The 14,761-nt window shown below is 50.4% G+C and carries 14 protein-coding genes, 1 tRNA gene and 1 pseudogene; 4 read left to right on the top strand and 12 right to left on the bottom strand.

Translation table 11 applies throughout. The features are described 5' to 3' along the window. Positions 1-165 precede the first annotated feature (165 nt). A complete protein-coding gene (locus tag KS4_RS03920) occupies positions 166-594 on the top strand; it encodes an NADH-quinone oxidoreductase subunit A (protein WP_145074922.1) in 429 nt (142 codons plus the stop codon). Positions 595-608: 14 nt separating this feature from the next. Here KS4_RS03920 and KS4_RS03915 read toward each other — a convergent pair whose 3' ends face one another. The 3 genes from KS4_RS03915 to KS4_RS03905 are packed head-to-tail and all read right to left on the bottom strand — an operon-like array spanning position 609 to position 2,558. Next, positions 609-851, bottom strand: a complete 243-nt coding sequence (locus KS4_RS03915) for a hypothetical protein (RefSeq protein WP_145074919.1) — start codon at positions 849-851, stop codon at positions 609-611. Between the two features lie 25 nt (positions 852-876). Then, the gene (locus tag KS4_RS03910; protein WP_145074916.1) at positions 877-1,218 is read right to left on the bottom strand and encodes a hypothetical protein; all 342 of its coding nucleotides are present in this window, start codon (positions 1,216-1,218) and stop codon (positions 877-879) included. After that, positions 1,215-2,558 (bottom strand): FHA domain-containing protein, encoded by a 1,344-nt coding sequence (locus KS4_RS03905; RefSeq protein WP_200761545.1) that lies wholly within the window; start codon positions 2,556-2,558, stop codon positions 1,215-1,217. The genes KS4_RS03910 and KS4_RS03905 overlap by 4 nt, the downstream gene beginning before the upstream one ends. Positions 2,559-2,954: 396 nt before the next feature. Between KS4_RS03905 and KS4_RS03900 the strand changes: the two genes are divergently transcribed. Continuing rightward, positions 2,955-3,473 carry a dihydrofolate reductase gene (locus KS4_RS03900; protein ID WP_315851389.1) on the top strand — a complete coding sequence of 173 codons (519 nt, stop codon included), beginning with the start codon at positions 2,955-2,957 and terminating at the stop codon, positions 3,471-3,473. Positions 3,474-3,522: 49 nt separating this feature from the next. Here the strand turns inward: KS4_RS03900 and KS4_RS03895 are convergent. The 9 genes and pseudogenes from KS4_RS03895 to rsmA form a co-directional block, all read right to left on the bottom strand. Continuing rightward, positions 3,523-3,972: pseudogene (locus KS4_RS03895) on the bottom strand (RbsD/FucU family protein). A 39-nt stretch (positions 3,973-4,011) separates the two neighbouring features. Beyond that, entirely contained in the window at positions 4,012-4,992 is a 981-nt protein-coding gene (locus tag KS4_RS03890; protein WP_145074907.1) for a helix-turn-helix transcriptional regulator, read from the bottom strand. A 489-nt stretch (positions 4,993-5,481) separates the two neighbouring features. Beyond that, positions 5,482-5,556, bottom strand: a tRNA-Glu gene (locus tag KS4_RS03885). 237 nt (positions 5,557-5,793) lie between these two features. Then, entirely contained in the window at positions 5,794-6,690 is an 897-nt protein-coding gene (locus KS4_RS03880; protein WP_145074904.1) for an NAD(P)H-hydrate dehydratase, read from the bottom strand. 24 nt (positions 6,691-6,714) lie between these two features. Further along, positions 6,715-7,551: a nickel pincer cofactor biosynthesis protein LarB gene (larB, locus tag KS4_RS03875; protein ID WP_145074901.1), complete on the bottom strand. Its 837-nt coding sequence runs from the start codon at positions 7,549-7,551 to the stop codon at positions 6,715-6,717. Positions 7,552-8,213: 662 nt separating this feature from the next. Further along, a complete protein-coding gene (locus tag KS4_RS03870; RefSeq protein WP_200761543.1) occupies positions 8,214-9,758 on the bottom strand; it encodes a transglutaminase-like domain-containing protein in 1,545 nt (514 codons plus the stop codon). A gap of 54 nt (positions 9,759-9,812) precedes the next feature. Next, positions 9,813-11,351, bottom strand: a complete 1,539-nt coding sequence (locus KS4_RS03865) for a hypothetical protein (RefSeq protein ID WP_145074895.1) — start codon at positions 11,349-11,351, stop codon at positions 9,813-9,815. 35 nt (positions 11,352-11,386) lie between these two features. Then, on the bottom strand, positions 11,387-12,175 hold the full coding sequence (locus tag KS4_RS03860) for a glycosyltransferase family 2 protein (RefSeq protein ID WP_145074892.1): 789 nt from the start codon (positions 12,173-12,175) through the stop codon (positions 11,387-11,389). Positions 12,176-12,298: 123 nt separating this feature from the next. Beyond that, positions 12,299-13,162, bottom strand: a complete 864-nt coding sequence (gene rsmA, locus KS4_RS03855) for a 16S rRNA (adenine(1518)-N(6)/adenine(1519)-N(6))-dimethyltransferase RsmA (RefSeq protein ID WP_145074889.1) — start codon at positions 13,160-13,162, stop codon at positions 12,299-12,301. Between the two features lie 118 nt (positions 13,163-13,280). Here rsmA and KS4_RS03850 point away from each other — a divergent pair, with 118 nt between their 5' ends. Beyond that, entirely contained in the window at positions 13,281-13,985 is a 705-nt protein-coding gene (locus tag KS4_RS03850) for a cell division protein ZapB (RefSeq protein ID WP_145074886.1), read from the top strand. Between the two features lie 51 nt (positions 13,986-14,036). Beyond that, a complete protein-coding gene (locus KS4_RS03845) occupies positions 14,037-14,729 on the top strand; it encodes a hypothetical protein (RefSeq protein WP_145074883.1) in 693 nt (230 codons plus the stop codon). Positions 14,730-14,761: the final 32 nt, after the last annotated feature.

The raw sequence follows: 14,761 nt of genomic DNA, 5'->3' as shown, positions 1-14,761 counted from the left end.
ATGGTGGCTGCCAATCGGGGGAAGCGATATTTGCCTTAAGCAGTTGGTTCAAAGCGGGTTAGGGAGAAAATGTGGAATACATCACAGATGCATGTTGTGGTGAGGAAGAATGGCCGCGCCAAGGGCAGTTGTGGGATGCGGGAATGATTCGACAGGTGCGGCGTGATGGCTACAATATTGGGCATGAGCACACTACTAGCTGTCGAAGAATTTAATCATTACGCGGCGATCGGGCTGCTGGTTTTGATTGGCCTTGGCTTTGGTCTGGGCAATGTGGTCATTACTCATTTGTTGGGGCCTAGTCGCAAGGGGAAGGTGAAGGGCTCGGTGTATGAATCAGGCGTGAACCCGTTGGCTGAGACACGACGGCGGTTCAATGTGCGATTTTATGTTGTCGCAATGACGTTCTTGCTTTTCGACGTTGAAATCGTGTTCCTGTATCCATGGGCAGTTGATTTCTTGTCATTGGGTGGCGATGCATCAGATGCGAATAATTTACCAACGCTTTTCTTGGGCCGCATGCTGTTCTTCGTGTTGACTACGATTGTGGCGTATGCCTATGCATTCCGCAAAGGCGTATTCCGCTACGACTAAATCCCATCCCCCTGTTACGTCACAAGCTTTTTCCAAATCCGTCCTTGAGTTGCAGCGATCCCCCCCGTGCGTAGCATCATTTTTCCAAACCCGCCCTTGAGTTGCAGCGATCCCCCCCCGTGCGTAGCATCGTTTTTCCAAACCCGCCCTTGAGTTGCAGCGATCCCCCCCGTGCGTAGCATCGTTTTTTCAAATCCGACTTTGAGTTGCAGCGCAACGGTGGTTGGATAATAGGAAATGATATGAAGGCTGCTCAATGAGCTGCCTTTTTTATTGCTGATGCTATCTGAGTAGTTTCGCCTCGTTGAAAATTTGCCTCATGAGGGCGATGGAAAAATCAATCAAGACTGTAAAGAGAATAAAGCTGATAATGAAGGTATAACAGATTGAGATCGGTGAGAGGTCCCAAGGGCGCGGGAAGCCGGGAATGGGAAAGAAGAGGACCAGTGGGAGGATGGCAGTTTTCACAATGCGCCAAATCCAGAAGCGATAGCGGCGGAAGCCTGTGTCAGGTGCACGATCTCGATAGGTGCTTGGGTCGAGCGGATCAAAAGATTGGCCGCACTCTGGACAGGCACCTGATTCGTTGTAATAGAGGTTGTAAAAACATTTTTTACAGATCATGGTGACGGCTTTGCTGTTGACGGTTCTGGATCACCTTGATGCATGAGGTAGAGGGCGGTCTGCTTCCTGGGAAGAAAATCAGAACTGGCGATATTTGGTTGAATGTTCATCTTTTCTTGCTGCGGTTTTAAAGTGCGATCACCTTTACTTTTGGAATCGGGCTCGGGCTTGCCATCTTTTGAGATGTTCTCAGGTACTGCTTGCTTGACAGAGGATGGAGCTTGCTGCGTAGTCGCATCAGCAGAGTGATCTTCCGCTGCGGCAGTATTGCCTTTGTTTGCAGATTCCACAGGTTTCACCGGTTTCACCGGTGCTGTTGTAGTAGCGGGTGAGATTGTGCTGGTTTTCTGATCAGTCCGATCCTGTTTTGGTATTACGGCCACCTCAGGCACAACCGTTAGCGATACCGCGGCATGCTCTGGCGGACTTGAAGCTATTGCCTCAGGTACACCGCTATCTTTTTGCGTCACAGGCTTGATGGGAACATCGCTGCGATTAATGGCCTGCTTGAGCTGTTGATTTTGATAAGCAAGGAAAGTAATACCAGCAAGGGCTGTAATGAACACGATCATTGAGATAACACGAAACGGCGTAATGGTACGTGTGTCGGTATTAAAATCTACTCGCTCAAGAGAGCGGCCATCGGGAAGCGGCTGAAGCAGTTCGTTCATTTCCACGGCCATCTGATCAGCATCGTTAAGCTCAGCTTCTGCAAGCGGCGTATCTTCTTCAACTAAATCATCATCATCCCAATGCTCAATCACTTGCGAAGGATCATAGGCCATGCCAGCGACTGTTTGCTCGTTCATTTGAGCGTCGGTTAGTGGAGAGTTGGGCTGATCATCGAGTGAAGGCTGTGATTTGATATTGACTTGAGGACAAGGGAAGGAAGGCGGCGTTGCGTGCATGGCAGCATCAAGCTGTGCGGCCACGGCTTGATCGCGAGTCATGGGTATAGGAGCGGCTAGACGATCTGCTTGTGGCGAGGGGGTTACAGGATTTGATTCGGATATCTTCGTTGTTGACGTGATTGGAAAATCTGGCTCTTGTTGAATCTCGAAGATGACGAGACTGGTTTCGCCGATTCGGATGATGTCGCCGATTTCAAGCTCAGCAAAATTCTGGATTTTCTGATCATTGAGATAGGTGCCGTTACTTGATTCGAGATCGTTGAGTAGCCAGGCGCCGTTCTGGTAAACAATCTGAGCATGCTGACGTGACGCCATCATGTCAGCAACGAGAATACCCTTGCACTTACGCCCAAGAACAGCGCCTTTGCTTTGCCTGATGCTGTAGTCCCGCCCCTCCTGAATGCCAGAACTAAATTTCAAACGTAGCACGTTGCTGAGCCTCGAAGGATGACCTAGTAAGTTATAGGTGAGCGATACCGTAGAACACATTGCGATCTGATATACATTTTAACAGCAAGCGGGTGGATTCGGATACACTCATTTGCAATAAAATGCGTACAGGTTTCATGTTAAAACAGGTAAAACTGGAGAGATATCAACAGATCCGCTTGAGATTGGCTGCAAAAATTTGAGGTTAGGTTATGATGTCACGTTCGAATAAGTCGGGATAAAGCAAATTGCATGATCACTCATGATGCGAAACCGAATCCGTGTCAGGCAACAGGCCCACCAAATGCATAATTTGAACGGCCCGACCGACTTCTCAGCGCGATGGATAACCTCGCAAGACGCACGAAATGACCATGATCTTCCAAGGGAGATAACTTGAAGCCACTATCATTGATTGTTGCAATGAGCGAGAACCGCGTGATCGGACGCGAGGGCGATTTGCCGTGGCATCTGCCTGACGACATGAAATGGTTTGTAAACAAAACCAAAGGGCATCAAGTGATCATGGGGCGTGCCAATTTCGATTCAATCGGCAACAAGCCACTACCCAACCGCCATAACATTATTCTCACACGCGATAAGAACTACTCGCTCACTGAAGAAGCCATGGCAACGGGCGAGATCACGGTTGTACAAAGCATGCAGGACGCGATCAATATCGCTCAATCACAAGATGACGAGCCGTTCATTATTGGCGGGGAACAGATTTACAAAGCTGCTTTGCCTTTTGTTACGCGCATGTATATCACGCTGGTGCATACGCATGTCGAAGGCGATCGTTTCTTCCCCAACTTCAATCCATCTGATTTTGAAGTTACTGAAAAAACAGAACACCCAGCAGACGATCGGCACATCTACCCGTTTACATTTATTACCTACGAACGCTCAAGCTAATCAATAGATAGATTTTAGTCTTAGATGATTGGAGATAGGCAACCCGTATCTATTCTGTAATAACAACACCCATCGTGAGCAAAATATTGCCATATACACGCTGCTCACCGGTTTGGATCACCAGTGCAACATCGGGGCTGTGAACCGCTTCATAAAACGCAAACCGCTCGATTTTACCTAACTCACCCTGCTATCCATCATCTGCAAGAACTTCCCGAAACTCATCCCATATACGAGACTCGTGAGCCGGTGCATGCGGACTATTTTTAGACATATCCATGACGGCTGCTTTTTCAATAACAATTGCGCTCAGAATTGCTTCAAGAACAGTCACGCAATCAACCAAGCCAGGCTTCAAATTCAGATTGCATAGTGTCGCATTTGGGCCAAGCGTTGTACGCGCAGGAAAATTGCCATCGGCAATCAGTATTTGCGAGCTGTGCCTAGCAGCAGCAAGCGCATGAAGGATGCGTGGATGAGTTAGTTCATAATTGAGCATGGCACAACCCGAGTGGGGCCACGAGATGATTCGATTGAGCTACGTCAGTGCAACTTCGCTGCTAAAGTTATCGACTGCCCGCTTCATTCGCTCCAAAACGATTTCCCGGAGTTGGTCGGGTTTTCGGACGATCACCTGATCAGCATAGCCACAGATCCACCATGCGATCTCGTTCAGACCGTTGACATGAAAACGCGCCACGCAACTGCCATCGGGCCGCATTTTGATGTGCTGTGTGGGATGCCAGCATGTCTCTGCAATGTTGGTCGCGACGAGCGGCTTAAATTCGAGCTCCACATCATAAACACGGCCTTCGGGATTGAGCGCCCACGCGCCATCAAGCACATTACCAACCGCAAAATCTGATGGTCTTTCAAAACGCTCATCAAGCACTTCGATATCACTAATGCGTGCTAACTTGAGTACGCGCACCTCCTGGTGCTTCTCAGTCCATGCGAAGAGATACCACGCACGAGCAGCATAATGAAGCACATACGGATGAACTGTCGTCCAAAATCCTCTTTTCTCAACAGGGCTTTTGTAATGCAATCTGCAAACACGCCCCTCATCAACACAGCGATGCAAAATAGCGTAATGCTCGATCTCACTCTCACCGTAGCCATGTGCACCCACATCAATCGAAACGCCACTCATCATCTCACCACAAGCAGACCGCATGGGTTCTGGCATTGAACTGATCAATTTGTAAATTCCCGAAAGCGCGGAGGCGAACATGGGTTTATCACGCTGCGCAGCCGCAGATTTACCTAATATCATGAGCCCCAATGTCTCGGCTGCGGTTAGACTGATCGGTGGCATGAAGAACTCTTTGCCCAGTCGATAGCCCACACCTTTCTCATGGTAATACGGCACACCTGCAGCTTCGAGCATGTTTAAATCACGAAAAAGTGTTCGCCTACTGACACCTAACTCATTCATGAGTTCTTCAACAGTTTTCGCTCGCCCCCCTTGCAAAACGACAATGAGTTTGATGACACGATGGACCTTACTGATTTGCATGATGGATGCCCCACATGTTATTCATTGCGACCTCACATCCCGGATAAATTTATCATACAAATGGCTTACTGTTGTGTCACGTCAAATCCATGCTTACACATAACAAGCTAACCTCCCAAAATCACATGTTTTGCAGCATATTTCACAAAAACACTCAAATCATAATTACGAATCGAATCAAACAGACAAGACAAGGTATGCATAAAACATATAAACTAATCATGTATTAGATTAATTCGCACAAAAGCGCATACATAAATTCCCAATACTCATACACGGTGATGAGAATAGATAAAAGATAAAACCGATCGAAGCAAACTAATTTGAGATTGATTTGGTAAAACACCAATCAAAATACGTATTAAGAACTAATGGATAGCCAAAACATAAATTGATTTTTCATAGGAAATGGCAACTTCGATCAGATATTAGATTTGTATTGAAATAAAAAAACCGCCTTGCTTGGTAGCAAAGCGGCTCTTTCGGAAATGACCCCTACGGGATTCGAACCCGTGTCGCCAGGATGAAAACCTGGTGTCCTAGACCTGACTAGACGAAGGGGCCGTCCAATTGGCTTGGGCGAGCAATTATAGGGCAAACCAAAACTCAAGCAAATCTAACCACTCTTTCCAGAGTTCAAGTTCCTTTTTCCCACATGACATACCTGACAGATCGTAAGGAGCCGTGAAACCACCATACAGAACAAAATTATAACCTATTGTTATTTATTCAATTACACGCAATATTTCAAAGCCCACACTGCCAGCATCAACACCTATCTCAAGGCTGAGTTTTCAACATTCACAGCCGCTCTCGTTTGTTTAATTGCATCGTTAACGGGAGTAACTCAACTAAATCCATCGCTTTAAGCCCAGCAAAGCCGTTTTTGTCTGCCCAGATGTCGCCGGCCTGACCATGAAGATGCACACCCAACACCGCAGCATCAAACAAGCTCACACCCTGAGCCCGCAGGCTGGCAATGACACCTGTCAGCACATCGCCGCTCCCCGCGGTCGACATCGACACATTGCCGGTCTTATTGATGTAGTACTGTGTGCCATTGCTGACAACCGTTTCGTGCCCCTTCAACACCACCACTGCTCGGTATCGCCTTGCAAGCTCGCCCGCTCCTTGAACTCGTTGATCTGAATCAACACCGCTCCACTTAATCCTCAGACCATCTGCCAACCGTGCATATTCACCCGGATGTGGCGTCATCACCAAGCCGGCCCCCTCACCTTGTTCTCGATCCTTTACACCTGCTTCCCCTAATCCAGCAAGCGCATTGAGTCCATCAGCATCCAAGACCACATCGCGCCCATCTCTAATCATCCGCTGCACAATCTCACGCACTGAAGCGCTCTGGCCAATACCTGGCCCAATAGCAAGTACAGCTCCACCATTCGAATCAGCATCATCCAAAGCTTTGAGCTTACGTTCAATATCACCACCAAAAGCGATCCCCGTAGCACTCGGCTCAACCACGAGTATATGATGAAGTAACCTCAAATCACTCGCAATTTTCACCAACCCCGCGCCGCTACGCAATGCAGCTCCCGCACTTAAAGCTGGCGCACCAATCATTGTTTCACAACCACCGATTACGATCACCGTGCCAAATACCCCCTTATGCCCATCTTTTGGCCGAGGCGGTAGAGATGGTAGCTTCGTTATTTGCTTCATGGTTTGCTTATCCATAACATCTCATCACCTATTCGACGGTTAGTCATTAGCTGAAACACGGTTCTGCTTCACGATCATTGAAGCCGTATATCCAGCACCAAATCCGTTATCAATATTAACCACCACCACGCCCGATGCACAGCTATTTAACATCCCAAGCAAGGCGGCCACACCCCCAAAGCTCGCACCATACCCCACACTCGTCGGCACAGCGATCACCGGCACATCCACCAACCCCCCCACAACACTCGGCAACGCGCCTTCCATCCCCGCCACAACAATCAAAACACGCACATCATCACCACCCAACTCATCCATACGTCCCATCAACCGATGCAACCCAGCCACACCCACATCACAAACCATCCTCGCCTCACATCCCATCGCCTTCACCGTCATTGCCGCCTCCTCTGCAACCGGCAAATCGCTCGTTCCCGCTGTCACAATCGGCACCACCATCCCCCCCCTGTTTGAATCTTCTGCATCCTCCATACCACCGGGGCTACCAATCATCACCGCGCCGCACGAATCTGCCACCTCAATCGGCTCACCTTTAAACGCATCACACACCGCTGTAATCTGCTCATCATTTGCACGTGTCATCAGCACAACATCACCCCGCACATAGATAGCCTTGGCAATCCGAACCACCTGATCAGCCGTCTTACCCGCAGCATAAATCACCTCGGCAGCACCACACCGGCGTTTACGATCATGATCCACCATCACATCCGAAACACCATGCCCCGCATGCAACTGCTCGGCGTGATATTGCTCTGAAGCATGCTCCTGTTGCAATTTTTCTATCGCATCTAATCCTGCTTGTTCGGTTAGCTCACCGGTGCGAATTCTTTTGATGATGTTCGCGAGATTCATAGGCCTACTTTTTTATCTTTTTTTCAACAAACAATACACGGGTGCCAAACAGATGACACCCACTGTTGCCATAATATTCAGCATATCGAATACACACGCCATTTGGCAGCACGTTTACCCATAAATCACAAACTTCAATTCGATATAACCTAACTTGAGGGCAAAGGGGGGAGGATAGAGCCGTTCGCGTGATTATCAGCCGCTGAGACCTGCACCGCAATCAACTGCATGTCATTACAAGCAGCACCATTCACACAAAACGCTCTTTAAATAGAAGGGGGGGGGGGAAGACATCCGTTCACTGTCATGTCGCTAATCCCGCACATGCACATATCGCGCATCATTTGATACGGATGGATAGGCGAACCAGAGTTTGCCACGATCTCATCATCAATCAGTGAGGTCAAAACAAGGGGGGATAACCAAGGGGAGGGACTAATGGGGCGGGATTACATACGGGGAGGGACGGGATAGGGGATAATCGGGGAGAGGGATAAAGGAGGGGGGGACGGGATGGCGGGCGAATGGATGGGCGCTGCGTCATGATGCCAAGCAAAAGCATCATGACCGGCCAACCATCCTTTTTTAATGACCGATCAATGCAAAAAAAAACGCTAACTCTCGTCAGCGTTTTTAAATCCTAAATTTTAAAACCAAAGCGATTAACGCAGCCGCACAACCTTAACCTTCACATTCCCCATCATCGGCACCAGCCCCACCAAATCATTCTGCATCTGATCATCGCGCATCGAACTCACCGTCATTGCAATATGACCCGCATCATAATCTTCATTCCCGCTTAGCACCGCATCAAAATCAACCCATCGTCCACCATCTTCTTCTTCAATCCACGCCATCGTCCATGCGTGATATCCAAGCACGCGTTCATACCCCATAAACTCATCGACAAACATCAACCCATTGACCACACGACTCGGAATCGCCGCACCCCGCAACATTGCCGCCAACAAAGCCGCATGCTCCGTGCAGTCTCCCTCTTTCGTTCGCGCCACCTCAGCCGCAGTCGCCATCCCGACCGCCAACGATTTTTCATCAATGTACGCATTCACAAAGCGGCGAAGCTTGCTCGCTTTCTCACGATCACTCATCCCCTGCCCCATATCATCGCCTAACGCACGTCTAATCAGCGACTGCACAACCTCATCATCCCACCTCAGCATCTGCGTCGAAGCCAAATCATCCTCAGCCGGCAGATCCGCCTCCGGATTATTCGCCTCATCCAGATTGACCACCACGCGCGCTTTCTTGCTACTCCCCCAGATCACCTTCTGTGTTCCCGTACGCGGCATCTTCAAATCAACATCCTTGCCTCGCTTAAAACTCAACTCGTAAACAGCCTGGCGTGAGCTTCGGATATCTCCCTTCACACTCCCAGCCATCGGTTTAATCAATGTTTCCGCCATCACTTCCGGTGCTTCGAGATCCATCATCGCCGTTGCCTTATCCGCCGCCACCATCTCCACATCCAATCCACCACCCATCGGCACCATCATCCGAAGCACCCTGCCCCGCTCATCCGTATACTGCTTTGCCGTTATGCTCGGCAAGTTCGACAGCTTCACCTCCCACTCAATCGCAGGCGCCTTCTTCCCATAAACCTCAATCACCTTCTCTCCAACCTTCTTGAATTTCGCTTCAACAACCGTCACACCCAACGATAAATCTGCCGTCTTGATCGAAAATTCATCCTCACCCGCTTTCAACTTCTCAGCAATCACTTTCTCTGATGCAGCCAACCCCAGCACGTCCGTCGGCAACTCAGGAAACGCCTTCTCTACCGGCTTACCCAACTGCCATGTCGTCTGAATCACGCCATCCTCACCCATCTTATAGGCCGCCTTCAAACCACTCCCACCACCCATATTCATTTCACTATAAGCCCGTCGTGGCTCGCCCCCACTCGTCTCCCAACTCACCTGCAACATGTCAATCTCAAGCTCAATTGCCCCCCGCTTGATCTTTAAATTCATCTTCACATCCGAACGTACCAAACCATCATCCTCACCCCGCCTCGCCTGCGTCCAACCCGCCCGTTGTCCGCCTAACATCAATACGTACCATTGCTCCTCCTGCACATCTCCCATCTCATTAGGCCGCACATTCTGCGCCCTAACCACCCCACTCACCGCGCCCACCATTAACACGCACATTAAACCTACAAACCATCGGCCTAGCTTCATCCGCATCATCATATCCTTCATTATTGAGATTTCGCCTCCCCACCCTGCAACTCCCGCATTCTACAAGCTCTCGTCCCGCGACCCCACAACTTTCTCGCAATCACCCCTCAAATCCCCCTCTTTTTCAGCATGACATGCCCCCGCAATCATCTCACGCAACCGTTTCAGCTCACACCGATCATACAGCCCAAAACACCAATCCCTCCGCCCAGCAATCGCTCGATTTTTCACCCCAGCCTTCGCTGCTGCCAATCGTGTCTCCGCCGCCTCAATCACCTCACCATGCCGCTTGACCAACTCATCATTAATCGTATGAATCCGCTTAAACGCAGCCCGCCGCCTTCGCCGATCACGATCATCATCCATATGCCCCAGCAACTCGCGTTTTTCCTCAACCAAAACACCATCCCCATCATTCACCGCACCATCCACGCGCTCCACATTATGCACCACATGATGCGCCCACCACACCGCCGCCTCTAATTCATCTAATCCACTGTTAGGCACATCAAAATCCAAATATAAATCTGCCGTTACCACCGCCATCGGCGCCAGCCGCTTCCCGCACCATCGTAGCCACCACGATTCCATAATTCCATCATAGATACCGCCACCTGTCCCATGAATAAAAAGATCGCATCGCCCGAGTTCGCCGCTCCGCAGCGCCCACGTCATCATCAGCGCCTTCGGCATCATCACCACATCATCACCCAATACCTCCCCCCATTCATCTACCAAAACCACCTCACGCGAATCCCCAACATCCGCAAACACCCGCATCCGACGCCCCGCACCTGCGCCCTTCTCCCCTTTAATCCCCCACAGCGGTAACTCCACAAACTCACGCGTCACAACCAACTCACCAACCCCCGCCTCAGGCCGCCTCCTTACCTCTTCGTTATAGATCCGAACGCACCGCGCCGCATCACCCACCATCATCTCAACCAATCCATCAAACCCCTTCATCTCCGCAAAATCACTCGTAAAAAGCAGTCCCATTTCTCCCGCCCCCCCCACATACGGCTCCATCATCGCCACCTGCGCAACTCCCACCTGCTCTGCTAATGTCCTGCAATCCGCAGCCTGAACCCGCTCCCAAGCGCCGCGCATCACCCCACGCAACGGCTCATCCAGCTCCCCCACCTTCTCAAGTACCTCGTCTACATCCACCACACCCTGCCACCCCGTACTCACACCCACCATCTCCTTCCCTAATCGCACAGTCTGCACGTACAGCCGCCCATCTTTCTCAACAGGCACCTGCAATCTAAGCGCTGCATTGACATCATGATCCACCACCAAATGCACCAATTTCCGCCCCGTTTTCTCAGCCCATACCGCCCCTGCTATATCCTTCGCTAATATCCCCGGATGCCAGAACCACGCCTGATGCCCCGTCACCACTAAACGATCATCACAACTGACCCGTCCTGTCCCTAATCGATCCGCATTCGCGTTGATACAAGCAACCAACCCATCATCATCCCCCCCCTGCTCATCTCCCCCTAGCTTCTCCCCCTCTTCACCATCACGCGCACCCACAGCCGACTCCACCATCCCTTCCCACTCACACATCTGTGGCTCGATCACAATCTTCATCAGCCTAACCCTTGATTAGACACTCATCTTTTACATCAAGCCTGACTCGCGTCTGCCTCAACTTTTTCTTCAACGCAATCTGCTGGCATACAGTTCTCGCGCATGTTCGCAGTACGAGACAGTTCATTTTCCCAAACCTCACGGTACAGCGCAATCCGGTGCGCCGGATCGTCCAGCTTCTCACCAAAGCTTCGATTCGGATCATTATAAATCAGCCGAATCGGCACCTCATCCACCTTCAAGCCATGCGACTTCGCCTGCACCCAAAACTGTAACGGGATCGCATACCCATCCCGATCCAATTGCATCTTCCGCAATCCACTCACCCTGCAAGCCTTGAACCCACAAAAGGAATCCGTAATCTCATACCCCAATGTTTCCTTCACCCAACCCGTCACCGTCTTATTGATCTCCCTCCGATCCTCCGGCACAAGCTCTCCACCACCGCAAGCCTCACAATGCAAATATCGGCTCCCCGAAATAATGTCTGCACCATGCCCATCTTCTTTCCCCGCCTTCTCGATCGCCTCAAAAAAGTCAGGCAAACTCCGAGGCTCATGCTGCTCATCACAATCCATCGTGATCAACCAGTCATACCCATAACAACTCGCCCAGCGAATCGCATCGCGAATACTCCGACCATACCCACGGTTCCGCTTATGCCGCACCACATCCACCGGCTGCCTCGCCAACAAGCTCGGCGTCTCATCCGTCGATCCATCATCGACCACCAAAATATCTTTCGTATACTTCCCCACCTCCGCTAAAACACCCGTCACATATTGTTCTTCGTTATACACAGGTATCGCCACAAGTATCCGCATCGCTACGCGTCTCCTACTATTTCGCCCCACTCACACTACTGTCATTCTAGTTACGCACCAACACAACACCCACCCCTCCCCTTATATTCCCTCAATCCGCTCCACTTCTCCCCTCATTCCTCCCTACCCAATCGCCCCATCATCAGCCCCATTTTCCGCCTCAAACCGCGTCCATGCCACTGACAACGCCTCCAATTGCGCCACACTCAATTCCCCACATCGCATCTCCCCACTCACCCCCTCCGGCCAACCATCAAAATCTCGACTCAACACGCCCCCCAACTGCTTCCGCCTCTTGCTGAACACCTTCTGCAAAAACGCACTAAACCGCCCAGCATCCGCGGTCAGCGGTTCCGCACGCCTTTTCAAACTCACGACACTGCTCCCAACCCGCGGCGGAGGCCAGAAACAACCGCCACTCAAAAAACTCACCTCCTCAACCTCACACATCGCCTGCACCACAATCCCCAAAGCCCCGTACGTCTTCCCCCCAGGCTCCGCCGTCAAACGATCCGCCACCTCTTTCTGAATCATCACCACCGCACCCTTCATCTGCTCATACCCCACCGCCAAATTCGCCAGCAGCGGGCTCGCCACGTTATACGGCAAGTTTGCAATCATCTTGAACTCACGACCACCCAGCAATTCCCCCACCTCATCCGCTATCTCATGCTTAGATTTCAACGCACTCCCCACATACAATTGCCATTTCCCTTCCCATGCCGCCAACTGCTCCAGCAGAATATCCTCCATATCCCGATCAATCTCCACCATCACCACCTCAGCCCCCGCCTCCAACAGCCACTCCGTCAGCGCCCCCGTCCCCGGCCCAACCTCCAGCACCACATCCCCTTCCCCAATCTCCGCCGCCGCCATGATTCGCTTCATGTGATTATGGTCATGCAAAAAATTCTGCCCGAACTTCTTCTTCGGATGCAGCCCGCGCACACTCAACATCCCCTTAATATCACTCAATTTCTGTACCATCGCCCCATTCTACCACCTCCAACACCATCGCTCACGCTCGCCGACACCTGCCCTTCAAATCTCAACTCATTTCCATTAAAATGGTCTCACAACCTTCACCTCAGCTTCCGGAGTGTGCATGTATTACGCAAATAAACCAATATATCACTTCATCGTATTGCTCACGCTATGCCTCGCGTCCCCTTGCCTCCTCGCTCAATCCGACACACCCCCTTCCTCTTCAAGCAGCTCCACTGATGTCGAGTTAGATCTCGAATCTACTACCCATGGAGAGCCGACCTCATCCATCTCCCCCGAGCAACTCGAAGAACTGCTCGATCAAATCCAAACTCTTCAGCAAAACTACGACAAACTCAAAGCAGAATATGACCTACTCACCGAAAAAGCCGCCGCATTAGAAAACAAACTCAATCGGCAAGTCCAGCCCAACGAGATACCCGCCAACGCAAACTATGCCCTGCGTTACACCTTCCGCAAACTCACCAGCAAGGAAATCCAAAAACTCGATACCCAGTTGCAAGCCGGCGGCGTCGTACACAGCCACAAAGACATACTTGATAACTATATCGCCGCCCAAATCACCATCAGAAACATGAGTAAAAAGCCGCAACGATACAATCTCGACGTCGGTCTCACCAACCAAAAACTAAAACCCTCAGCCGACAACAGCAACACCGACTTCCTCGACAATTTCAGCATCTCAACCGATTACATCCAACCTCGCCGCGCGTACACCGCAACCAAGTTCCTCAACAACGTCGGCTCAAAAGAAAACTACCTCATCGCAACAAACGCATCCGCCTTTATGATCTCCTCAAAGTAATCGCATGCGGTACTTTATGCCTTCGATTCGCAAACCTTCCGGAACAATATCATGCGAAAGTCATCAATCAGCCTAATCATCGCCTCCACTCTTACCCTCCAGTTCACCCTACTCCACGCCCAAGATGCTCAGCCACACACATTTGAACAACTCAAACAAACCCTCTCACAAATCGAATCTCAATCACGCATACTCCGCAATCAATCAAACACCATCAATAGCTCGCTCTCAAACATCGAAACTGAAATCAAGCAAATTCAGTCCGTTGCAGTAACAAGTACAAACACATCCTCAACCACAACCATTTCTTCAACTAATCAAATTCAAGACCCTCAATACACCTACAGCTATTCGCTCAATAAACTTGTCTTCAAAGATCTCGACGAGTTCGGCCTACGCAAGAAATTTAACGCCAGCCTGCGCCGCTACAAACGCGCTAAAACATGCAGGCGAAAATTGACGAACACCGAGTTCTTTGAATCCTTCAAACAGAATCAAATTGTCCTCACCTTCGCCATCAAAAACCAGTCGGAAGAACCGCTCAAATTCCAAGGCACAGTCAACCTATACCGCGCAAAACCAAACCTCAACTTAACCAATCAAAGACCTGTCGCCGAACAATCATTCTCAACCCCAATCATCAAACGCAATAAATCCTATCAGTTCCGCGCATTGGTCTCTGAGTACGACGCCCACTACTGCCGCTACGCAGAAATCACAACAATCACCGCAGAAACCGAATAAAGGTGCTAGGTAAGATTATGCTGTTTTTGGTT

This window comes from Poriferisphaera corsica (genome assembly GCF_007747445.1).
GTDB classification, from domain to species: Bacteria; Planctomycetota; Phycisphaerae; order Phycisphaerales; family Phycisphaeraceae; genus Poriferisphaera; species Poriferisphaera corsica.
This window is presented reverse-complemented; position numbering and strand designations above follow the sequence as displayed.